Origin of the sequence: Xanthomonas prunicola (genome assembly GCF_002846205.1) — a bacterium.
In the GTDB taxonomy this organism is placed as follows: domain Bacteria; phylum Pseudomonadota; class Gammaproteobacteria; order Xanthomonadales; family Xanthomonadaceae; genus Xanthomonas; species Xanthomonas prunicola.
Window position 1 is genome coordinate 891823 of the sequence record NZ_PHKV01000001.1, and the last position, 22236, is coordinate 914058.

At 64.1% G+C, this 22236-nt stretch carries 22 protein-coding genes and 1 other RNA gene; 18 read left to right on the forward strand and 5 right to left on the reverse strand.

The window, feature by feature from the left end:
- The first annotated feature begins 112 nt into the window (after positions 1-112).
- From rph to XpruCFBP8353_RS03970, 8 genes are all read left to right on the forward strand, one after another.
- Positions 113-838, forward strand: coding sequence for a ribonuclease PH (gene rph / locus XpruCFBP8353_RS03935; protein ID WP_101361994.1), 726 nt, complete (start codon positions 113-115; stop codon positions 836-838).
- A complete protein-coding gene (locus tag XpruCFBP8353_RS03940) occupies positions 835-1227 on the forward strand; it encodes a VOC family protein (protein WP_101361995.1) in 393 nt (130 codons plus the stop codon). The genes rph and XpruCFBP8353_RS03940 overlap by 4 nt, the downstream gene beginning before the upstream one ends.
- Positions 1224-1823 (forward strand): RdgB/HAM1 family non-canonical purine NTP pyrophosphatase, encoded by a 600-nt coding sequence (rdgB, locus tag XpruCFBP8353_RS03945; protein ID WP_162300933.1) that lies wholly within the window; start codon positions 1224-1226, stop codon positions 1821-1823. Before XpruCFBP8353_RS03940 ends, rdgB begins: the two co-directional genes overlap by 4 nt.
- A gap of 15 nt (positions 1824-1838) precedes the next feature.
- Positions 1839-3014, forward strand: a complete 1176-nt coding sequence (hemW, locus tag XpruCFBP8353_RS03950) for a radical SAM family heme chaperone HemW (RefSeq protein ID WP_101361997.1) — start codon at positions 1839-1841, stop codon at positions 3012-3014.
- Positions 3015-3160: 146 nt separating this feature from the next.
- Positions 3161-5581 carry a DUF1631 domain-containing protein gene (locus XpruCFBP8353_RS03955; protein ID WP_101361998.1) on the forward strand — a complete coding sequence of 807 codons (2421 nt, stop codon included), beginning with the start codon at positions 3161-3163 and terminating at the stop codon, positions 5579-5581.
- Positions 5578-5925 carry a PilZ domain-containing protein gene (locus tag XpruCFBP8353_RS03960; protein ID WP_101361999.1) on the forward strand — a complete coding sequence of 116 codons (348 nt, stop codon included), beginning with the start codon at positions 5578-5580 and terminating at the stop codon, positions 5923-5925. The genes XpruCFBP8353_RS03955 and XpruCFBP8353_RS03960 overlap by 4 nt, the downstream gene beginning before the upstream one ends.
- 197 nt (positions 5926-6122) lie before the next feature.
- The gene (gene pepQ, locus XpruCFBP8353_RS03965) at positions 6123-7448 is read left to right on the forward strand and encodes a Xaa-Pro dipeptidase (RefSeq protein ID WP_101362470.1); all 1326 of its coding nucleotides are present in this window, start codon (positions 6123-6125) and stop codon (positions 7446-7448) included.
- Positions 7449-7587: 139 nt separating this feature from the next.
- A complete protein-coding gene (locus XpruCFBP8353_RS03970; RefSeq protein WP_101362000.1) occupies positions 7588-7986 on the forward strand; it encodes an XVIPCD domain-containing protein in 399 nt (132 codons plus the stop codon).
- A gap of 146 nt (positions 7987-8132) precedes the next feature.
- Here the strand turns inward: XpruCFBP8353_RS03970 and XpruCFBP8353_RS03975 are convergent, their stop codons facing one another.
- Together XpruCFBP8353_RS03975 and XpruCFBP8353_RS03980 are read right to left on the reverse strand one after the other, a co-directional pair.
- Complete coding sequence (locus XpruCFBP8353_RS03975; protein WP_101362001.1) at positions 8133-9461, reverse strand: aminopeptidase P N-terminal domain-containing protein; 1329 nt, start codon at positions 9459-9461, stop codon at positions 8133-8135.
- Between the two features lie 10 nt (positions 9462-9471).
- Positions 9472-10014, reverse strand: a complete 543-nt coding sequence (locus tag XpruCFBP8353_RS03980) for a YecA/YgfB family protein (RefSeq protein ID WP_101362002.1) — start codon at positions 10012-10014, stop codon at positions 9472-9474.
- 236 nt (positions 10015-10250) lie between these two features.
- Here XpruCFBP8353_RS03980 and XpruCFBP8353_RS03985 point away from each other — a divergent pair, with 236 nt between their 5' ends.
- From XpruCFBP8353_RS03985 to XpruCFBP8353_RS04020, 8 genes are all read left to right on the forward strand, one after another.
- Positions 10251-10472, forward strand: coding sequence for a TIGR02449 family protein (locus tag XpruCFBP8353_RS03985; protein WP_003486122.1), 222 nt, complete (start codon positions 10251-10253; stop codon positions 10470-10472).
- Entirely contained in the window at positions 10469-10768 is a 300-nt protein-coding gene (locus XpruCFBP8353_RS03990) for a cell division protein ZapA (RefSeq protein ID WP_101362003.1), read from the forward strand. Before XpruCFBP8353_RS03985 ends, XpruCFBP8353_RS03990 begins: the two co-directional genes overlap by 4 nt.
- Before the next feature lie 95 nt (positions 10769-10863).
- Positions 10864-11047, forward strand: a non-coding RNA gene (ssrS, locus tag XpruCFBP8353_RS03995) — 6S RNA.
- 307 nt (positions 11048-11354) lie between these two features.
- Positions 11355-11945, forward strand: a complete 591-nt coding sequence (locus XpruCFBP8353_RS04000; RefSeq protein WP_101362471.1) for a 5-formyltetrahydrofolate cyclo-ligase — start codon at positions 11355-11357, stop codon at positions 11943-11945.
- Positions 11942-12418 (forward strand): EVE domain-containing protein, encoded by a 477-nt coding sequence (locus XpruCFBP8353_RS04005; protein WP_101362004.1) that lies wholly within the window; start codon positions 11942-11944, stop codon positions 12416-12418. The genes XpruCFBP8353_RS04000 and XpruCFBP8353_RS04005 overlap by 4 nt, the downstream gene beginning before the upstream one ends.
- An 88-nt stretch (positions 12419-12506) precedes the next feature.
- Complete coding sequence (rpiA, locus tag XpruCFBP8353_RS04010) at positions 12507-13154, forward strand: ribose-5-phosphate isomerase RpiA (protein ID WP_101362005.1); 648 nt, start codon at positions 12507-12509, stop codon at positions 13152-13154.
- A gap of 162 nt (positions 13155-13316) precedes the next feature.
- Entirely contained in the window at positions 13317-13766 is a 450-nt protein-coding gene (locus XpruCFBP8353_RS04015; RefSeq protein WP_101362006.1) for a DUF192 domain-containing protein, read from the forward strand.
- A gap of 159 nt (positions 13767-13925) precedes the next feature.
- Positions 13926-14807 carry a SirB1 family protein gene (locus XpruCFBP8353_RS04020; RefSeq protein WP_101362007.1) on the forward strand — a complete coding sequence of 294 codons (882 nt, stop codon included), beginning with the start codon at positions 13926-13928 and terminating at the stop codon, positions 14805-14807.
- 28 nt (positions 14808-14835) lie between these two features.
- On the opposite strand, the gene XpruCFBP8353_RS04025 is transcribed toward XpruCFBP8353_RS04020, so the two are convergent.
- On the reverse strand, positions 14836-15426 hold the full coding sequence (locus XpruCFBP8353_RS04025; RefSeq protein WP_243391039.1) for a hypothetical protein: 591 nt from the start codon (positions 15424-15426) through the stop codon (positions 14836-14838).
- An 82-nt stretch (positions 15427-15508) separates the two neighbouring features.
- Positions 15509-15748 carry a rubredoxin gene (locus XpruCFBP8353_RS04030; protein ID WP_101362009.1) on the reverse strand — a complete coding sequence of 80 codons (240 nt, stop codon included), beginning with the start codon at positions 15746-15748 and terminating at the stop codon, positions 15509-15511.
- Between the two features lie 23 nt (positions 15749-15771).
- Here XpruCFBP8353_RS04030 and thiE point away from each other — a divergent pair, with 23 nt between their 5' ends.
- Positions 15772-16395, forward strand: a complete 624-nt coding sequence (gene thiE / locus XpruCFBP8353_RS04035; RefSeq protein ID WP_101362010.1) for a thiamine phosphate synthase — start codon at positions 15772-15774, stop codon at positions 16393-16395.
- 816 nt (positions 16396-17211) lie between these two features.
- Here the strand turns inward: thiE and XpruCFBP8353_RS23785 are convergent.
- Complete coding sequence (locus XpruCFBP8353_RS23785) at positions 17212-20391, reverse strand: TonB-dependent receptor domain-containing protein (RefSeq protein WP_162300934.1); 3180 nt, start codon at positions 20389-20391, stop codon at positions 17212-17214.
- A gap of 304 nt (positions 20392-20695) precedes the next feature.
- Between XpruCFBP8353_RS23785 and hemL the strand changes: the two genes are divergently transcribed.
- Positions 20696-21985: a glutamate-1-semialdehyde 2,1-aminomutase gene (gene hemL / locus XpruCFBP8353_RS04060; protein WP_101362013.1), complete on the forward strand. Its 1290-nt coding sequence runs from the start codon at positions 20696-20698 to the stop codon at positions 21983-21985.
- The last annotated feature ends 251 nt before the right edge of the window (positions 21986-22236 follow it).

Below are 22236 nucleotides of genomic sequence, written 5' to 3' on the forward strand. Positions count from 1 at the left end.
GTCAATCCCGTACCGTCAAAGCGCGAATGGTACCCTAGCCGCCCACACCGGCCGGCTGCTGCCCGCCGTGCATTGGCGCCAAGACCCACCTCCCGACTTCCGGACTCATCGCATGACCTTTTCCCGTCCCAGCGGCCGCACGGCCGATCAGCTGCGCCCGGTGCGCATCGAACGCTCCTTCACCCGCCATGCCGAAGGCTCGGTGCTGGTGAGCTTCGGCGACACCCGCGTGCTGTGCACCGCCAGCGTGGAAAACCGCGTCCCGAACTTCCTGCGCGGCAAGGGCGAAGGCTGGGTCACCGCCGAATACGGCATGTTGCCGCGCTCCACCCACACCCGTTCCGACCGCGAAGCCGCACGCGGCAAGCAGGGCGGACGCACGCTGGAAATCCAGCGCCTGATCGGCCGCGCATTGCGCGCCTGCGTGGACCGCACTGCGCTGGGCGAACGCACCATCACCCTGGACTGCGACGTACTGCAGGCCGACGGCGGCACCCGCACCGCGGCGATCACCGGCGCTTACGTGGCGTTGGCCGATGCGGTGAACTTGCTGCTCAAGCGCGGCGACATCAAGAAGCATCCGCTGATCGGCGCGGTGGCCGCGGTGTCGGTGGGCATCTATCGCGGCGAGCCGGTGCTGGATCTGGATTACCCCGAAGACAGCGACTGCGACACCGACATGAATGTGGTGATGAACGATGGCGGCGGCTTCATCGAGCTGCAGGGCACTGCCGAAGGCCACGCCTTCCGTCGCGACGAACTGAACGCGCTGCTCGCCCTGGCCGAAAAGGGCATGGGCGAGTTGTTCGCCCTGCAACGCGCTGCGCTGGCCGGATGAGCCGTCGTATCGCCCTGACCACCTTGCTGGTTGCCGATTACGATGCGGCAATTGCCTGGTACACCGGTGCGCTGGGTTTCCATGTACTGGAGGACCGCGCACTTGGCGATGGCAAGCGCTGGGTGGTGATCGGCCCAGGCAGTGCACAGGACGCCGGCTTGCTGCTCGCGCAGCCGGCCGATGCCGCGCAACGCGCTCGCATCGGCGATCAGACCGGAGGGCGAGTGGATCATTTCCTCTACACCGACGACTTCTGGCGCGACCATGCGGCCATGCAGGCATTCGGCGTGGAATTCCTGGAAACCCCGCGCAAAGAGCCGTACGGCACGGTCGTGGTGTTTCGCGATCTGTATGGCACCAAGTGGGATCTGCTGGAGCCCAAGCAATGAAACAACTGGTCCTGGCCAGCGGCAACGCCGGCAAGCTGGAAGAACTGCGCGCCATGCTGGCCGAGCTGCCGCTGCGCATCGTGGCGCAAGGCGACCTCGGCGTGAAAGATGTTCCGGAAACCGGCCTGACCTTCGTCGAGAACGCCTTGATCAAGGCGCGCCATGCCAGCGCAGTGACGGGTTTGCCGGCGCTGGCCGATGACTCCGGGTTGATTGTGGACGCATTGGATGGCGCACCCGGCTTGTACAGCGCGCGCTATGCCGGTAGCCCGACCAATGCGCTGGCCAACAATGCCAAGTTGCTCGATGCCATGCGCGATGTGCCGGCCGATCGCCGCAGCGCGCGGTTTTATGCGGTGATCGTCTTGCTACGGCATCCGGAAGATCCGCAACCACTGATCGCCGAAGGCAGCTGGGAAGGCCTGATCACCACGCAGCCGCGCGGCGATGGCGGCTTCGGCTACAACCCGGTGTTTCTGGATCCGGTGTACGGCCTGACCGCCGCGGAAATGGACACCGGGTTGAAGAACCGCCTAAGCCATCGTGCGGTGGCGCTGGCCACGTTGCAGCACAAGCTGCATGCGTTGTCGCTGTGAAGTACGCCTAGCGCAATGCCCCAGCTGATTCCGCCGCCGCTGTCGCTCTACGTGCACCTGCCCTGGTGCGTGCGCAAATGCCCGTACTGCGATTTCAATTCGCACGCGGCCAAGGGCATGCTGCCGTTCGAGGAGTACGTGGACGCACTGATCCGCGACCTGGATGCGGATCTGCCGCTGGTGTGGGGCCGCGTGGTGCACTCGGTGTTCTTCGGCGGCGGCACGCCCAGCCTGTTTCCGCCCGAAGCGATCGACCGCTTTCTGCAAGCGGCCTCGGCGCGACTGCGCTTTGCGCCGAATCTTGAAATCACCCTGGAAACCAATCCGGGGACCGCCGAGCACGGCCGTTTCGAACACTACCGCGCTGCGGGCGTGAACCGTCTGAGCTTCGGCGTGCAGACCTTCGACGACGTGGCGCTGCAACGGCTTGGCCGTATTCACGACAGCGCTGAAGCCGAACGTGCAATCAAACTGGCACAAGACGCCGGCTACGATAATTTCAATATCGACCTGATGTATGCGTTGCCCGAACAGACGCTGCTGCAGGCCGAGTACGATCTGGAACGTGCCTTCGCGCTGCAGCCCACACACCTGTCGCATTACCAGCTCACGCTGGAGCCGAACACGGTGTTCTTCGCGCGGCCGCCCACGGGTATTCCCGACGACGATGCCGCCTGGGATATCCAGGAGCACTGCCAGCGCCTGCTGGCCGACGCCGGCTACGCGCAATACGAAGTGAGTGCGTATGCAAAGCCGGGGCGGCAGTGCGCGCACAACCTCAACTACTGGCGTTTCGGCGACTACCTGGGGATCGGTGCAGGTGCGCACGGCAAGATCAGCTCCGGTGCCGAAGAGCACGTGTTGCGGCGCTGGAAGCACAAACATCCGCAGACGTATCTGGCCAGTGCAGGTACTGCCGCGTCCATCGGCGGCCACGACATCGTGCCGCGCGAACGGCTGCCATTCGAATACATGCTCAATCTGCTGCGCCTGCACGAAGGCTTCCGGCTGAGCGATTTCGAAACTTTTACTGGCCTTGCGGCCTCCGTCATCGAGGTACCGCTGGCGCGCGCGCTGGCACAGGGCTGGATGACCCGGCAGGATGGGCGCGTGGTGCCGACCGAGTTGGGACGTCGGTTTACCAATGATGTGGTCGCGTTGTTCCTGGGCCGAGTCGCCGCAACTCTTTGATCCATCGGCTGCATGCGCGTGGCGCATGCCCGCAACCTGCACCGCGTGGCATCACGCGAACCGGATGCGCTGGGTGCCCATGCCGCGCAGCCTGTGGGAAAACATGCTACATAGCTCACGCTTCGAACCGAGCCCGCCTCCCCCGGATGTCCACGCCCGTGTCTTCCCTGCCCCCCGCACTCAGCGGCCCGATTGCCGATGCGCCAGTGTCCGCGCGCGGCCGGCGCCTGCTTGGCATGCTGCACGCGCATTGCGTGCAGGCGTTGAGCGGACCACTGCGACTGACCGTCGTCGAGCTGGAACGCGAATTGCTGTATCAGGCCGAGCACGCGCGCAACAGCCAGATCCAGGCCGAAACCTATGCACAGACGCGCGGCCTGCGCGACCATATCGACCGCTTTCCACAGGCGTTTGTGCAGGAGCTGGCGAAGGCGCTGGCCGGCTTGCGCGAACGTCCGGTGCTGGCGCCGCTGATCGATGTCCCAGCGCAACCGCAGATGCTGACACTGGTCGAAGACACCGATATCGATCGCGACATCGTGCTGAGCGAAATCGCACGTCGCGAGACATCGCGGCGCGCCGATGCGCTGCTCTTGCTGGCGCAGCGGCTGGCAGTGATCGGTGCGGTACCCGAATTCGAGCTGGAAGACTTACCGCTTGGCCCGTACGCGCTATGCCGCATTTTGCGTCAGTGCGGGGAAACGCTGGGACTGAGCCTGGATGGACAGCTGACGCTGTACAAGGTATTCGAGCGCCAGGTGATGGACCGTCTGGGCGATCTGTTCGAAAGCGCTAACAGCATCCTGGACCAGGAAGGCATCCTGCCGGGGCTGATCTATCACCCGTATCTGGTCAAGCCCACGCAGGTACAGACGCGGCGTACGCTGCCGACATCGGCGCAGGGCTCGAAAGACGCCGCGGCGACGAGCAACAATGCTGCAGCCAGTGGCCTGCCGCGCCCGGCCACTGGCTGGGCAGGCCAAGCTGCGCCAACGGCCTGGCAGAGCGCCTTGCTGGATCACGCTGCTGCGCCAACAGCGCCTGCGATGGCGGCACCCGCGCTGTCGCCGGCGCTCAACGATGCAGTGCAGGCCCTGGGCGGCTTGATGGCGTCGGCACGGCAATCGCAGGCAGCTGTCCATGCAGCTCACGCAGGCGCAGCCGCGCCCGCCAGCAACGCGATGCCGCCCTCCTCCACGTTGCTCGCAGCAGCGACCCAGACATCGCAGCGCGGCGCCGCCGCTGCCGTGCCCAAGGCTGCGCTCGGCGATGCGCTCGCCAGCCTGCAAGGTGCGCTCGCCAGACAGGCCGCAGCGACACACCAAACGTCGGGCATCGATGCAGTGCAGCGTCAGGTACTGGAGCTGCTGCGTAGCCAGCACGGTCCAGATGCCGTACTGGCGCGGCAGGACAACGACACCTTCGACCTGCTTGGCCTGCTCTACGCGCAGATGCAGCGCGAGGTGCGCGAGCAGACGCCGGCACAGGCATTGCTGGCAAAGTTGCAGGTACCGGTCGCCCGCGCCGCATTGGCCGACGCGCATTTTTTCGTGCGCGACCAGCATCCGGTGCGTGAATTGCTCAACACCGTGGCTGAATCCGGCGCCGTGTGGCTGGGCGAGGACGATATCGACCCGCAACTGCTGCACAAGCTGGGCAGCGCGGTCGACAAGATCGTCAACGACTATCAGGGCGACGAGGCCGTTTTCGCCGCTGCCAACGACGACATCCAGACGCATCTGCGCGCACTCGCGCGCAAGGCAGAAGTGACCGAGCGGCGGCATGTGGATGCTGCGCGTGGCAAAGAGCGTCTGGAATCGGCCAAGCAGCAGGCCGAAGCGCGCATCGAGCAACTGTGCGAACAAAGCGCGCCACCGCGCTTCGTGCAATCGCTGCTGCGCCAGGCATGGTCGGATGTGCTCACGCTGACCTTGCTGCGCCAGGGCGAGCAGTCGCCCGAGTGGGAAGAGCGCCAGGCACTGACCGCGCGCATTGCCGAAGTCACCTGCCGCAGCAAGGGCCAGCCCACCGACATCGCACTCGGCACCAATGTGGAAACCGCGCTGCTGCAGGTGGGGTATCACCACGATGAAGCGGCAGCGATCGCGCGGCGCTTGTCCACGCCCGGCGGCGAAGACGAAGTGACCTCGCGCACCGAGCTTGCCGCCAAACTCAAGGCGCGTACCCGGCTCGGCGACCAGGGCGACAGCGCGCCGCGCAAGCCGGCGGCCACGCCGCGCACGCCGGCCGAAGAGCAGTACTACGCGCAGCTACGCAGCTTGCCGTTCGGGACCTGGTTCGAATTCGTGATCAACCAGCAAGGCGATCTGCGCCGGCAACGCCTGTCCTGGTACAGCCCGATGACCGGCAACGCACTGTTCGTGAATCAGCGCGGGCAGAAGGTTGGCGAGCACTCGCTGGATAGCCTGGCGCGGCTGATGGCCGGTGGGCAGGCACGTCTGCTGGTGGAAGAAAAATCGCGTCTGATCGATCGCGCCTGGCATGCCACCGTGCGCACGCTGCGCAGCCTGGCCGGCCAGTCGCCTGTTACCGAGGCCCAGCCATGATCCAGGACACCCGCCGCGCACCGCGCCGCCAGCCGACCGACCTGCTGCCGGTCATCGACACGCTGACCGAGGCGCAGATCGGCCGGGTCGGCAACCTGTCCGAAACCGGCATGCTGTTGTTGGGGTCGGTTCCGCTGCACGACGACGCCTTGTATCAGTTGCGCTTCACGCTGCCCGAGCGGGTTGGTCGCGCCACCGAGATCGATGTCGGCGTGCATCTGCTGTGGTCCGAAGCCGCGCACGCGCCCGGGCAGTCCTGGGCCGGCGTGCGCTTCCTGACCATGTCCGAGCCGCACCGGCAGCGCCTGCGCGCCTGGATCGCCGACGAGCATCTGGCTGGCTAACGCGGCTTGCACCACGACCGCCCCCAGCCGGGCGCGGCAGGGGTAGACGCCACATCTAACCGTGCGTCCGGACGCTCCCCGCGCCGTCGCGCCATCTGCCGATTGCGCGTTGGTTGTAGCAGCCACGCCACGACAGCAGCATTGCAAGGATTGCGGCAAAATTGTGCATTGCCTTTGCATTGCCGATCGAGCCCCGCATGACCCAGCCCTCCTTGAGCAGCCTGTATTCCGACCACCTGCGTACGCTCACCGCGCGCGCCGACGAAGCGCTGCAGCGCGGCGGCTTCGAGCATCTGGTGGTTCCCAGCGGCAGCACGCATTACCAGCTGTTCGACGACCGCGATTACCCGTACGCGGTCAACCCGCAATTCAAGGCCTGGGTGCCGCTGACGCGGGTGCCCAACAGTTGGCTGGTCTACACGCCGGGCAAGCGCCCGACGGTGATTTTCTATCAGCCGTTCGACTACTGGCATGTCGTGCCCGCCGCACCCAGCGGCTGGTGGGTGGAACACTGCGACATCCACATCATCCGCACCCCGGACCAAGCGCTGGCGCTGCTGCCCAAACAAGCTGAGCGCTGTGCGATTCTGGGCGAAGCGCAAAGCACGCTCGGTGCGTATGTGCCGAACAACCCGCAGCCGGTGCTCGATTACCTGGAATACCAGCGCGCGTTCAAGACGCCGTACGAGCTGGCATTGCTGCGCATCGCCCAGCAAAGTGCGGTGCGCGGCCATCGCGCTGCAGAAGCGGCGTTCCGCGCCGGCCAGAGCGAATTCGGCATCCACATGGCGTATTGCGCGGCGGTGGGCCAGGACGCCAATGAGTTGCCGTACGGCAACATCATTGCGCTCAACGAACACGGCGCGGTACTGCACTACACCGAATTGGGCCAACAGCCGCCGCAACCGCTGCGCAGCTTTCTGATCGACGCCGGCGCCTCCGCATACGGCTACGCCAGCGACATCACCCGCACCTACGCCGCCGATCCCGGGAGCGACTTCCAGGCACTGATCGACGCGGTGGATGCTGCGCAGCTGCGCATGGGCCAGAACGTACGTGCCGGTGTGGACTACAAGCAGCTGCATCTCGACGCGCATCTGGCGTTGATGGGCATCCTCAAGGAGTTCGGCGTCCTGACCGTCTCGCCGGAGGCAGCAGTGACCACCGGCGTCAGCGCTGCGTTCTTCCCGCATGGCCTGGGCCATCTGATCGGCTTGCAGGTGCACGACGTGGCTGGTTTTGCCGCCAGCGACCGCGGCGGCCGCATCGAGCGCCCGGCCGGCCACCCGTATCTGCGCCTGACCCGCGTGCTGGAGCCCGGCATGGTGGTCACGATCGAGCCCGGCGTGTACTTCATCGACATGCTGCTGGACGAAGTGAAGAAGAACGGCCACGCAGCCAGCGTCAACTGGCAGCGCGTGGAAGCGTTCAAGCCCTACGGCGGCATCCGCATCGAAGATGAAGTGGTGTGCACCGAGGGAAGCGCAGAAAATCTGACTCGCCCGGTCTTCGCCGCCGCATGAGGACACGGCGCACCATGCCTGCACGGAACGATTAAACCCGGCACCGACATGCATCGCGCCTACACTGAGGTCCGCCGCGCCTTCCACCACCCGGTAACGCACCGCGACGTTTCAGCACTACCACACACGGAACATTGCCATGAACGATCCACGCCAGACCTCGCACCCGGACCACACGATGTATCGGCAGATCGAACGCGGCGTGCATGCGATCGATGCGGCGCACGGCCGCGTGCCAGATCAGACCAGCGCCCGCCTCACTGCGGCCTTGTTGCCGCTGGCCAAGGAGGGCGGGCTGTCGCGCGTGGATCACGTGCTGATGAGCGCAGCGAACAATCGTGGCGTGCACGGCGGCGAGAACGTGTTCGTGGTGCAAGGCGACCCCGCCAACCCGGCACATCTGCGCGCGCACATGAAAACCGAACAGGCACTCGGCACGCCGGAAGAACAATCGTTCGAGCGCGCGCGGCAACTCGCCGGGCCGAGCGAGCAGGTGCAGCAGCCCGAACGTGCGCAGACACCGCAGCTGGGTCAATAAACGCAGCGAACAACCCGGCGGGGCAGTTATTACTCGGAATCGGCGGGAACCCCGCGTCCAGCGCAGCGACTGCGTTGCGCCACGCCTGCAGCACGGCTGCGCGCTGCGTGGTATCAGCCGCTTCGAATCACTTGCTTGCCGGGCGGCTACGCGCCGCCAGCCATCTCCGCTTCGATCTCGTCGGCACTGCGCGCCAATGCGTCGGTCAACACCCGGTGGCCATCGGCAGTGATCAGCACATTGTCTTCGGTGCGAATGCCGATGCCGCGCCACTTGGCCTCTACCGAGGTGTCGTCGGCTGACACGTACAGTCCTGGCTCGATGGTGAACACCATGCCGGGTTCGAGCAGCCGCGAATCGCCGGCCAGCCGGTAGTCGCCCACATCGTGCACATCCAGGCCCAGCCAATGGCCGGTCTTGTGCCGATAAAATCGCTTGTACTGCCCATCTGCGATGTTGCGCTCGAGTTTGCCCTTGAGCAGACCCAGTCGCAGCAGCCCTTCGGTCAAGGTTTCCACGGCGGCCAGATGCCCCGCTTCGTAGGCAAGGCCGGGGCATGCCTGCGCAAGCGCCGCCGCCTGCGCAGCACCGACCAGATCGTGCAGCGCACGCTGCGCCGGCGTGAACCGGCCGTTGATCGGAAGTGTGCGGGTGATATCGGCCGCATAGCCGCGGTATTCGGCACCGGCATCGATTAGCACCAGTTCGCCATCGCGACTGCGCGCGCTGTTGGCGCGGTAATGCAGCACGCAGGCATTGCTACCGCTGCCGACGATGCTGCCGTACGCCGGCCACGCATCGGCAGCGCGGAATTCGCGCTCGACCTCAGCCTGCAATTCGTACTCGTGCACACCCGGCCGCGCCAGCCGCATCGCCGCGCGGTGCGCACGCACACTGATGTCGGCGGCCTGCTGCATCAACGCGATCTCATCGCGCGACTTGAACAGCCGCTGTTCGTGCAACAGGTGCCCGAGCTCGAGAAATTCGTGCGGCGGTTGTGCACCATGGCGCACCTGCTCGCGCACACGCTTGAGCCAGCCGATCAACTTGAGATCGAAATCGACATCGCGCCCGAAGTGGTAGTACACGCGGCTGCGCCCTTCCAGCAGGCCGGGCAGGATGTCGTCGACATCGTCGATGGGGTACGCATCGTCCATGCCGTAGCGCTCCACCGCACCTTCCTGGCCCTCGCGCGGGCCATCCCAGGCTTCGCGCTCGGCATCGCGCTCGCGGCAGAACAGAATCGCTTCGCCATGCTTGCGGCCGGGCACCAGCACCAGCACCGCTTCGGGCTCCGGAAACCCGCTCAGATACCAGAAATCCGAATCCTGTCGGTACGGATAATGCGTGTCGTGGCTGCGCACGCGCTCAGGCGCGGCCGGTAAAATCAGGATGGCCTGCTCGCCGGCCATCTGCATGAGCTGCTTGCGGCGGCGCGCGTACTCGGCTGTGCCGATCCCGGTGAGCTTCTTCATGGCGGGCCGATCAGTTCAGACGTTGGCGGAAACGCGGCCCCATCACGCAGTCGCCATGCAGCAACAGCACCGCCACGCGCACGAATTCTTCGATTTCGGCCAATGCGGTGTCGTCCTCGTCGGCCGCGTCGAAGTCGTCGCTGGACGCCTGCGCCAGACGCGCCAGGTCCTGCAGCGCTTCCTCGCCTTCTTCGCTCAGCGCCGGGCGCTGCTGCGCGGCCAGACCAAATCCACCCAGGAAGGCGCGGCACCAGTCGAACAACGCATCGGTACGCGCCGGCAACGGGGCGCCGTCTTCGACCAACAGCAGCTCAAAGGCGAAATCGCGGTCTTCCAGTTGCGCCACGGTGCCCTGCCGCAGCTGGTCCAGGGCCCCGCCCTGTTTGGGGGCGCCCTGGCCGGTGTCGGCCAAAATGCGTGCCAGCCAGTCGGCGCTGTCGATGCCGCCGCCGGAGAGCCACCCGCACAGCCCGCCATGCAACTCCGCCGCAGAGGACGCCAGCGCGAGCTGACGGCTTTCGTTTTGCACAGCGGTTACGTCGGGCAGATCCATCGGGTCATCCAGGCTGAGGAGCGATAAGGTGCCGACGCAGGGCCGGCGATATGACTTCCCAGTGTATCAAGGCGGCCAGCATGGGCCGCGATCTGTGCGTTCCATGCAGGGTTCCACGCGTGCGATGCCGGCCTGCCTGGATTCTGCGCGAGACCTTGCAGGGCTTGGGCTAGCCCAGCGATCGGGACGTGCGCGGACGCTTGACCACCGCGCGCACGCGCCCCTATCGTGAGCGCATGGACAACGCTGCCGCCCTCGCTCAGATCCGCGCACTCGCCGCCCGCGTGGAGGCCTTGGTGGAGCGTACCCAACGGCTCACCGACGAAAACCGTAGCCTGCGTCATCAACAGGAGCAGCTCATCGGCGAGCGCTCGCAACTGTTGACCAAGAACGAGCAGGCGCGCTCGCGTGTGGAAGCGATGATTGCCCGCTTGAAGTCACTGGAGCAGCACACGTGAGCAACAACGAACCGGTCAGCGTGCGTATTCTGGATCGTGAATACACGGTCGGCGTGACTGCGGACGAACGCGAGAGCCTTACAGCCGCCGCGCGGCTGCTGGATCTACGCATGCGTGAGATCCGCGGCAGCAATCGCATGGCGGCGGTGGACCGTGTCGCAGTGCTGGCTGCGCTCAATCTGGCGCATGAGTTGCAGCAACTGCGCGAACAGCAGGCGCTCTACGATCGTGAATTGGCCAATACGCTGGACACCTTGAATCGCCGACTGGATAGCGTTTCCGACACACCACGCTGAGCGGAATTCGCACTGCCATCGCAAATATGAATCCTCAAGCCCGTCGGCCGACGAATGGGCTAGCCATCGCGGTGCAGAGGTCTATAATTCGCCTGCGTTCTCTGCTGTAAACGACAGCGTGCAAAACATTCGCCTTGTCCCTTAATTACGACCACGGGGGCGCGACGAAGCTGGGTGTGCAAGTCCGCCTTGTAGCGGGAAGCCCGATGGCCTCACAACGTCCCCACTTGAACCCCGGGTTCAAGGTCGTTTCGCCCGCATCGTCATGGCGGAGAATGCAAATCTGAAACGGCGCCTTCGGGCGTCGTTTCTTTTGCGCGTCCGAACGACTGACCTGCGGTCGTTGAGGCGGCACTGCGGCTCTTGTTGCGTTCGCGCCCCTGTTGCTGCGTCGAAGGCGTTGCGATGCGCACGCTGCATCGCTGATGCGTGAGCGCTGCAGACGACAGGTGCCAGCAGTGCGCACCACCAGTCGCTCTGCGCAGAGCCACAGCCGAAGCGCGTCTGCAAGCGGCATTGCACGCCACGCTAGGCATGCGCGTGTGCGCCATCGACAATGCAGCACCGATTGCGCCGCGAGACACTGATGACCGAGGACCGAGATGCATTGCGTCAGCACTTGCGCGCACACCGACGCAGCGTGCCGGCAACACAGCGCTTAGCCGCAGCCGATGCGTTGGCCGAGCGTTTGCTGGCTCTGCCATTCGCACCGCACAGCGGTGCCGTGGCGGGTTACTGGGCGATGGATGGCGAAATTGCGCTGCATCGCTGGCAGCTGACCTTGCCGGACGGGGTGCGCTATTGCTTGCCGGTACTGGATGGGCGCGTACTGCGCTTTGCGCCGTGGCGGCCTGGCCAGCCGTTGGTGAGTAATCGCTACGGCATTCCCGAGCCTGATGTGGACCGCGCCGACATGCTGGCACCAGAAGAGATGGCGCTGGTGATTACCCCCTTGACCGGTTTCGATGCGGCGTGCCGCCGGCTGGGCATGGGAGGCGGCTGGTATGATCGCAGCTTCGCGTTCCGGCATCGCCAGGCGCCGCCGCCCTGGCTGGTCGGCGTCGGCTTCGCTGCGCAGCAGGTGCCCGCCCTGCCCACTGAAGCGTGGGATGTGGCGGTCGACGCCATCTGCACCGAACACGCCACCTTCCTGAAAGAAGACGCCGTTTCCGAATGACTGCCCGCAAGCGCTATTGGTTGATGAAGTCCGAGCCGGACACGTTCTCCATCGATGATCTGGAACGCGTCGGCACCGAGCCGTGGAACGGCGTGCGCAACTACCAGGCGCGCAACTTCATGCGCGATGGCATGCACGTGGGCGATGGCGTGTTCTTCTACCATTCCAACTGCAAGGTGCCCGGCATCGTCGGTATCGCCAAGGTGGCGAGCGCAGCGTATCCGGACGACACCCAGTTCGACCCGAAGTCCGATTACTACGACCCCAAGTCCAGCCGCGAAGATCCGCGCTGGATGCTGGTGGACGTGGCATTCGAGCGCAAACTCACGCGTACGATTTCGCTGGATGAAATCAAGCAACAGGCCGATGCGCTGGGCGAAGGCTTCCCGCTGATCGCGCGCGGCAACCGCCTGTCGATCCTGCCGGTGACTGCCGCGCAGTGGAAACTGTTGCTGACGATGGAATCGCAGTGATGGGGGATTCGGCAGTGGAAGTCGCCCATTGCCATCCCGCGTGACTTGCTCTTATCAATCCCCAATCACTCATCCCGAGCTCTTACCCATGTCCGAAGCAAAACGCCTGGCCGCCGAAAAGGCGATCGATTACGTGCAAGACGGCATGATCGTCGGGGTCGGTACCGGCTCGACGGTGGCCTACTTCATCGACGCGCTGGGCCGCATCGGCCATCGCATCAAGGGCGCAGTGTCCAGCTCCGAGCAGAGCACCACGCGCCTGCGCCAGCACGGCATCGAGGTACTGGATCTCAACCACACCGGCAACCTGTCGCTGTACGTGGACGGCGCCGACGAGTGCGACCCGAACCGCTGCCTGATCAAGGGCGGCGGCGCAGCGCTGACACGCGAGAAGATCATCGCCGAAGCCAGCGAGCGCTTCATCTGCATCGTGGACCCGAGCAAGCAGGTACCGGTGCTGGGAAAATTTCCGCTGCCGGTGGAAGTGATTCCGATGGCACGCAGCCTGGTCGCCCGGCAGATCCTGGCGCTGACCGGCGGTCAGCCGGTGTGGCGCGACGGCGTGGTGACCGATAACGGCAATGTGGTGCTGGACGTGCACAACCTGCAGATCACCGACCCGGTGGCGCTGGAGCGCAACTTGAACCAGATTCCCGGCGTGGTTTGCGTGGGTCTGTTCGCACGGCGCCCGGCCGACGTCGTAATCGTCGGTGGTGAACCGCCGCGAGTGATCTGAACGATCGTGCGCAAGCGCGCGCACGCGCAGTTGTGGCCCACATTGCGAAGCGATGGCAGCCGGATACAGCTCGTTCGCAATGAACCACCAACGCACCGCAGCAGCTTGACGCACGCGGCCGCTTGGCAGATGGTGCGGCATCCCCGTCTGCTGGTATGCCGCATGCGTTGTCTTCGTTTTCTCGCCCTTGCGTTCTTGATCCTGCTTGGCGGCTGCGCCAGCAGCGGCGACAGCTGGGTGGAACTGGCGGGCACGCGTTATAAGGTAGAGCTGGCGCAGAACAATGCTGATCGCGCCAAGGGACTGATGTTCCGCGATGCCATGGACGAAGACCGCGGCATGCTGTTCATCCACGACCGCCAGGAGCCGATGGCGTACTGGATGAAGAACACCAAGATCGCGCTGGATATCCTGTATTTCGATGAGCAGCGCCGGCTTGTCTCGCAGCAGCGCGATGTGCCGCCGTGTTCGGCCGGAGACGCCTGCCCGCCCTACCCCAGCAGGCAGCCGGCGCGGTATGTGCTGGAGCTCAACGCCGGCCAGGCCGCCAAACTCCGCCTGAAGGACGGTGCCACGCTGACCTTCGGCCCGGACATCCCGACGCTGAAATAAACGCTGCGATCCGGCCCGCTGGCCATCTGGCGAGCGCGTTGCCGCCTGCTGGCAGATACCGGCGCGCTACCTGCCGAACCGGTCGCCGCGCCCGTTGACGGCGCCCTCAACGGCATGACGTCTTCACGCGGCGCGCGTCCCTGTCAGGAAGTACCGGACTTGAACCCTGCGCCGCTTGCCGACACTCTTGGCAGCATGGTCGACATGCTCCCACTTCCCCATTGGACCGCGCTCGCCAGCCTGGACGACGATGCGGTGCCGTTGATGTCCACCGCGCTGCTGATCGCGCGCGACGAGTATCCGCAGCTGGATGCCGAGCTGTACGACACGCTGGTGCAGAGCCACGTCGAGCATCTGCGCCGCGAGGTGGACGCGATCGATCTGTGGCCGCTGAAGATGGCGGCAGTGAATCGCTATCTGTTCGACGAGTTGGGCTACTCGGGCAATCACGACGAGTACTACGATCCGCGCAACAGCTATCTCAACCAGGTGTTCGAGCGCCGGCTGGGTAATCCGATCTCGCTGGCGATGGTGCAGATCGAAGTCGCCCGCCGGCTGGGTATTCCGCTGGCGGGCGTGTCGTTTCCCGGGCATTTCCTGGTGCGTTTGCCGGTGGACGACGGCGTGCTGGTGATGGATCCGTTCAACGGCGGCCGTCCACTCGGCGTGGATGAGCTGCGCGAACGTGCCCGCCCGCATCTGGGAGGTGAAATTCCCGACGACCGCGCGCTGGCGCAGATTCTGGACCCGGCACCGCACCGTGCGATCTTGATCCGCATCCTGCGCAACCTGCACGGCGTCTATGCCGACGCCGAGCACTGGGACCGCGCCGCGCGCAGTGCCGACCGCATCCTGAAGCTGGTGCCGGATCAGCCCGAAGCGCTGCGCGATCGCGGCATGGCCTATTTGCATCTGGGCCACCGCAACGGCGCCCGCCACGATCTGTCGCGCTATCTGCAGCTCAACCCCAGTGCGCAGGATGCGACCAATCTGCATGAGCATCTGGTCGAGCTGAACAGTCAGCGCGCGCGCGCGCACTGACTGTTGCTAACACGAATACGCAATACCCCTATCGAGGCTGCCCCTGAGGAGACCTGGGCACCTGATAAGAGGTTATATACTCACCGTTCGCACCATATATAACTACAATATTATAATTTGCATCACTGTAGACTACTTGTGCACTGCAAGGGCAATTTGCCTGAGCTGTTATCATTCCGTTTGGCTGCGCCACAGCGCCCTGTGCATTGGTTCCTATAGGCAGCTGAGATGCTGCGCCCGGCACCAGGGATAGCACTGCCAACACATCGTTGTTAAGAGCGTTGATCTGAACGAATTTAAGTCCAGCTTTTTCGAAAACATAGACCTTAAATCGCGGTGACAGGCTCAGATTTGCTTTACCTGCCGGTAAACGCTCACCCATCCCCTGAATTAGAGACTGTTGACCGCCCGTGGAACCAATTGCTCCAAATGAAACCGCAAACAAAAAGCCCAACATCGTTGCACGCAGCGAAAATTTCAACATAAAAATTCCTTTTAGTATTGAAAATATTTCAGGACTTACGCTTGGACTTAACCAACCAAAAATGGTGGCGTTTCTGGCAGCCGTCGTCGGCCGCACTTGGAGGCTACGCTTCTTAAATTTGGCTTGCAACTTCAAAAAATAAGACGCTTTCGTCAGAGGAGATTAAATCCATTACTATAAAGACATAAAATCAATAACATCCTTTAATGGTTTTCCGTCAGCCGATCTCGATCATCTCGAAGTCGTCCTTGGTCACGCCGCAATCCGGGCAGGTCCACGTCTCGGGAACGTCTTGCCAGCTGGTGCCCGGGGCGATGCCTTCTTCGGGGATGCCGTCGGCCTCGTGGTAGAGAAACCCGCAGACGACGCACATCCAGGTGCGGTAGGTGGTCGTGGATATCTCGCTCATCGGATAATCGCGGTCACGCAACGGTGGGGCTGCATTGTCCCATCCCACCCACCGCTTCCGGAAGCGCTGCCATGCCCAACCTGCACAACGCCCGCGGCGTCTACCTCATCACGCCCGACGAACCCGACACCGCGCGCCTGATCGCGCGCACCTTGCCGCTGCTGCCCGCTGTCGCCTGGCTGCAGTACCGCAACAAGCAGGCCACCGCGGCGCTGCGCCTGGAACAGGCCAGCGCGCTGCGCCAGGCCTGCGCTGCGCACGCCGTGCCGTTGATCATCAACGACGATGCGCAACTCGCGTTGCAGGTGGGCGCGCAGGGCGTACATCTGGGCGAAGACGATGGTGAGGTGGCAACGGCACGCGCGCTGTTGGGCGCGCAAGCCATCATCGGGGTGTCGTGCTACGACGAGCTCGCGCGTGCGCAGGCGGCGGTCGCGGCCGGTGCCAGCTATGTGGCTTTCGGCGCGTTCTTCCCGACCACCACCAAGGTGACGACACGGCGTGCGACGCCTGTGTTGCTGCAGCAGGCCACTGCGCTGGGCGTGCCGCGTGTGGCGATCGGTGGCATCACAGCGGCGCAGGTGCCGGATCTGGTGGCAGCAGGCGCCGAATTGATCGCGGTGGTCAGTGGCGTGTACGCCGCGCCGGATCCGGTTGCGGCAGTGCAGGCCTATCTGGCCGGGTTTGCGCAGTAGCGTGGCTGGCCGACGATAGCGTTAGCGGCGACACGCGCTGTCCAAAACCCAATACGCAATACCATCAAGATGTCGAGCCTTAGCGATGTTGGATGCAGTCAAACGCTGAGTCGGTCGAGTGCGCGGTGCCCTCGCCGCTCGCGGGACACGCCGTGAATTCGTCTAAATCACTTCGAGACAACCGAAATATTGCGTCGTGGCGTCGCTTGGATGAAGCCAAAAGCCTAATTGGTCGAGGGCGCGATGCCCTCGCTGCTGGCGGGACACGCCGTAAACACGTCCCTGGGGGCTCGGTGGCGGCATCCATGCCGCCACACGGTCCCGCAAGCGGCGAGGACACCGCACCAGAAAGTGAGTCGGTGACTTTCTTGAAAGCCTGCAGATTGATCGCCTTACGTTTAGAAACCGATCGGACACACCGTTATCCAAACAACGCACGTTATGCATTGCTTGCAAACATGCATACCAACCATCTCGACTGGTCCTTGCCCGCCCACCGTCGCGGGACCTTACGCGGCATGGATGACGCGTAAGAGCTTACAAGGACGTACTTGCAGCGTGTCCCGCGATGGTGGGCGGGCAAGGGCCCTGCAGTAAACGCGAAGATATCCAGTGCGCGCTGTCCTCACCAGACAGTTGGTCAATCGTCTTGGGAAAACATCCGTGATGCAGTGCAATGCGCTCAGCCAAGTCATCGCTCAGGCAGCGTGTTCTCGCTCATCAGAACGATGTCGATTTGAGCGCCATCCCCAAAACAAAACAGCGACGCGTGTCATCACGCGCCGCTGCCGGGACTGCGGTTATCGAATGACGCGATTAAAAGTCGTAGCTCAACGTCACCCGACCCGAGCGTGGCGCCTGATAGGCGACGACCTGATCCCATAGCGGGTTGGTGGTGTTGTCAGGCAACTGCGAGAACGGGTAGATGTTGGTCGCGGTCTGCTCGTTGGTGATGTTGAAGACGTCCAAGCGCAACGCCAGCTTGCCGCCGGCAAAGGCCGGCTTGTAGGTCACGCCCATATCCAACTGCGCGATCCAGCCCAGGCGCCCCTGCGAACCCGGAGGCGATGCCACGCCGGTGCCGGTTTCCGGGTTGTAGCAGTAGTGATAGGGACCGCCGGTAATTGCACTGCCGCCGTAGCCGGCCGGATCGCGGCCGCTGTATTCGGTCCCGTAGTAGTTGCCCAGGCAGTTATGCGGAGCCCCGGAAATCAGGCTGAAGTTGGCCGATGCGCCCCATTGCGGGGTGAACTGGTAGAACCCGAACAGCTTGAGCTGATGCCGATGATCGTTGGATTGATCGCCGTTGAAGTGTTCCATCAACGCAGGGTGGTCCCAGCTCTGTGTGGTCGAGACCGACGCCTGGCCCTGATAGCTGCCGAGTGCGCCGCCGGTACGCCACAGATCCGAACGCACCTGGCCTTCGGTGGTGCCGTAGCTATGCGACCAGACGTAGTTGACCTTGGCGTACCACTTGCCGTCGAACGGACGTTCAAGATTGAATTCCACTGCCGAATAATTGCGCTTGAACTTCGGGAAACCGGCCGCTTCGCGGCTCACCGATACTTCGTGGAACTGGCCATCGGTGCCGATCACACCCCACGTATTGGTCTGGCCCGGATTGATCAACGATGCGCCCGCCACCTTGGAAAAATCGATGGTTACCCCTTGCGCTGCCGCTGCATCGATCAACGCGGTATTGGAGACATCGTAGTTCTGGTCGTCGATGCCGGCATTGAGGCGGCGATGCGTGCCGCGCACGCCCAGCACCCAGCCGCTATCGAGTTGCTTGGTAAAACCGAGGATGAGTTCATCCTGATTTTCGCCTTCGATGTCCTTGGCCACCGCCGTGCGCACATCGGCGATGCGACCGAAGCGCGAGTTGGCCGACACCGCCGAGCCCAACTGCTGCGCCAAAATGGGCGTGCCATCGGCATTGATGCCGCTGTAGGTGAAGTAGGTATCGGTAGTGGTAGCCGGGGTGAACAGGCTCACCGCCGACAGCGGCAGACCCAGGTAGTAACGGCCCAGGTTACCGAACACCTTCAGGCTGGAATCGCCATTGACGTCCCAACTGAAGCCCAAGCGCGGCGCCCAGGCGTTATCGATTTCGATGTAGGGATCACCGAACGGGGTGTAGTTGGTGAACTCGTCCTTGCGCAGACCCAGGCTCAGCAGCACGTTGTCGGTGACCTGCCACTTGTCTTCGATGTAATAGGCGCGTTGCTTGGCCTCGTACGAATACAGGCTGGTGTTGATGTTGCGCACGACGTAGTAACCGCTCGCCCCATTGACCGGATCCACCAGGCCCGGGCTCGGCGCACCGACGCCGCCGGCTTCGTTGGCTGACTGGCTCACCAGCCCGCCGGTGGTCAGTCCGTATGGATCATTGGTCTGGCCGTAGGTCCAGGCAAAGCCGGGGCCAGAGAGGATCGAGCCGACATCGATACCTTCGGACTTCTGGTTATCGATACCGACGTTGAGCGTGTGGTGGCCGATGCGCCATTCCAAGTTCAGGCGCTGGTTGTCTTTTTTGTATTCGCGGTCGGGCGAGCTGACCGAGGTGACCAACTGATTGCCGATGCGCGGTGTGCCACCGGCATAGGCAGGATTCTGTAGCGCGGCGCTATTGATCACTGGGCCGCCGGCCGCGTCGTAGTTGAACGGCGTCAGTTCGTCCGGCGTTCTCATCTTGCCGTATAGCGCGGTCACGGTGAGGTTGTCGCTCAGATACCCTGTGTACTTGCCGGTGAACAGCGTCGGCCCGGTTTTCCAGGTGGATTCATCGGTGAAATACGCACCACGCTGACGCGCAAGATAGTCGTAGCGATAGATCGAGCCGTTGGTTTGGGCGACGTCGCTGGCACCGGTCACCTCGATCAAATGGTTGTCGGTGATGTTCCAATCGACCTTGGCATACCAGCGCTTCTGCTTGTAGTCGTAGTCGGTGAGGCCGCCGGTGCGGCCGTTGTCGGTGTCGCGATTGGTGCCCACGCGTACGCCGTCCGAATCGACCTGCTCGGCGGCCAGGAAGAAGAACAGCTTGTCCTGGATGATCGGCCCGCCGACATAGGCGCTGTAGGTGGTCTGACTGGCTTCGGCCTCGCTAGCCGGCTGATACAAGCCATTGGCCGCACGCGCGTAGCGGTAGGCAGCGTTGTTGATGGTGCTGCCCTGGCTGTCCGGACGCCAATAGATGTCGCGCTGATTGGCCTTGAGACCGTTCGGCTCCCAGATCACTGCGGCACCAAACTTCCATTCATTGGTGCCGCGCTTGCCGATCTGGTTGATCACACCGCCGTTGGCGCGGCCGTACTGCGCGCCGTAGCCGCCAGTGAAGATTTCCTGCTGGTCGATGGCGCCGTACGGCAGGGCCAAGCCGCCCAGGTTATTGCTGATGGTGGTGGTGTTGAAGCCGTTGAGGTAATACGCGTTTTCGCTGGCGGCCGAGCCGCCGAAGCTGGGCAGCGAGCCGCCAAGCGGGCCGTTGTCGAAGCCGCCGCTGTTGACCACCACGCCCGGTGCCAGCAACGCGATCGCTTCGGCGGTGCGGCCCAGCGGCAGTTGCTGCAACTGTTCGGCGGTGACCACAGTGCGCGTATCCACGCTGCTCACGTCGATCGTGGTCAGGCTGGCGGCGCTGACGGTGACGCTGTCCAGGGTCTGCACGCCGCTCCCCGCGTCTTTGGCAGCGAACGAGACGTCGGTGTTGGCCCCCACCGTAATGGCGACGTTCTCTCGGGTTTCCACCACTGCGCCATCGCGCTTGACCGTCACCTTATAGGTGCCCAGCGGCAGATTGCCGGCGGTGTAGCGACCCCGCGCATCCACCGGCACTTCGCGGCTCAGGCCGCTGTTGTTTTCCACCAGCACGCTCGTGCCACTGCCCTGCCCTACGCTGCCGACGATGCTGCCGGTGGTGGACTGTGCGTGGACGCTGCCCATGGCAACAACCAATGCCAATGCCAAGGCACGCTTCTGGATACTACGGTTCATGCTCTCTCCCAAGTGTTGAACTGTCGGCAAGGCAACAAATGAACGGCGCCAGTGGCTACCGGAATCACACTTTCTGAACATCTGCAGTTGAGCGCCAATGACTGCGCGCCATCAGCTCATTCCCAAACTGTCGATCCCGTCGCGTTCGATCATAGGCAGCCGAGTTCCCCTACCCGCGCGTTCCGACGGGTAGGTGGGCTTCCTGCGGGTAGGCGCGCGAGGCTGCAGGCCTGACAATGGCGGACGCGATGCCCGCTACCGGGTGTCGATGCCCCTCATCGGTATTTCTCAAGGATCTGCGCGCATGAATCACACCCGCTCCCACGCCCTGTTCGCCCAGGCGCAGACCCTGTTGCCCGGGGGTGTCAATTCCCCCGTGCGGGCGTTCAAGTCGGTCGGCGGCGAGCCGTTCTTCGTGGCGCGCGCCGATGGCCCCTACCTGTTCGATGTCGACGACAACCGCTACATCGACTACGTGGGCTCGTGGGGCCCGATGATCGCCGGGCATAACCACCCGGCCGTGCGCGAAGCGGTGGAGCGGGCGATCGGCAACGGATTATCGTTCGGTGCGCCGTGCGCCGCCGAAGTGACCATGGCGCAGACCATTACCCGGCTGGTGCCCTCTTGCGAGATGGTGCGCATGGTCAACTCCGGCACCGAGGCCACGCTGTCGGCGGTGCGCCTGGCGCGTGGCGCCACCGGGCGCAATCGCATCATCAAGTTCGAAGGCTGTTATCACGGCCACGGCGACTCGTTTTTGGTCAAGGCCGGCAGCGGCATGCTGACCCTGGGCGTGCCGACCTCGCCCGGCGTGCCCGCAGGCCTGAGCGAACTGACCGCCACGCTCAGCTTCAACGATTTCGAAGGTGCCACCGCCCTGTTCGACGAGATTGGCGCGGAGGTGGCAGCGGTGATCATCGAGCCGGTGGTGGGCAACGCCAACTGCATTCCGCCGCAGGCCGGCTATCTGCAGCATCTGCGCACGCTGTGCACGCGGCACGGCGCGTTGTTGATCTTCGACGAAGTGATGACCGGTTTCCGCGTCGCGCTCGGCGGTGCGCAGGCGCATTACGGCGTGACCCCGGACCTGAGCACCTTCGGCAAGATCATCGGCGGCGGCATGCCGGTGGGTGCGTACGGCGGCCGCCGCGAGCTGATGGAGCAGATCGCTCCGGCCGGGCCGATCTACCAGGCCGGCACCTTGTCGGGCAACCCGGTAGCCATGGCTGCCGGCCTGGCGATGCTGGAATTGGTGCAGGAACCGGGCTTCCACGCGCGCCTGAGCGAAGCCACCAGCGTGCTGTGCGAAGGGCTGGAAGATGCCGCGCGCGCAGCCGGCATCGCCGTCACCACCAATCAGGTCGGCGGCATGTTCGGGCTGTTCTTCACCGACGACATCGTGGAGAGCTACGCACAGGCCACGGCGTGCGACATCACCAGCTTCAACCGCTTCTTCCACGCAATGCTGCAGCGGGGCGTGTATCTGGCGCCCTCGGCGTACGAGGCCGGCTTCATGTCCAGCGCGCACGATGCGGCCGTGATCGAGGCCACGCTGGCGGCCGCGCGCGAAGCGTTTGCGGAAGTGGCGCGCTGAGGGGTGGGGAATGGGGAATCGGTAAGCAGTGAGCGCGGGGCTTTGCGGGTTTGCGGCGCGGCGTGATGTGCCGCACTTGCAGTTGCTCAGGACGTTGACGATGTCCGTGTCACCGGACTTGCAGATGAGCCTGACTGTGCGGGTCGCCCGTTTCGTTAGCGGCAACGGCAAGGCGGTACGCATTGCGAGAAATCCGTGACCGCGCGCTGCTGACGCTGTTTGGTGTCCTGTGAATGCGCACCACTGGTGCC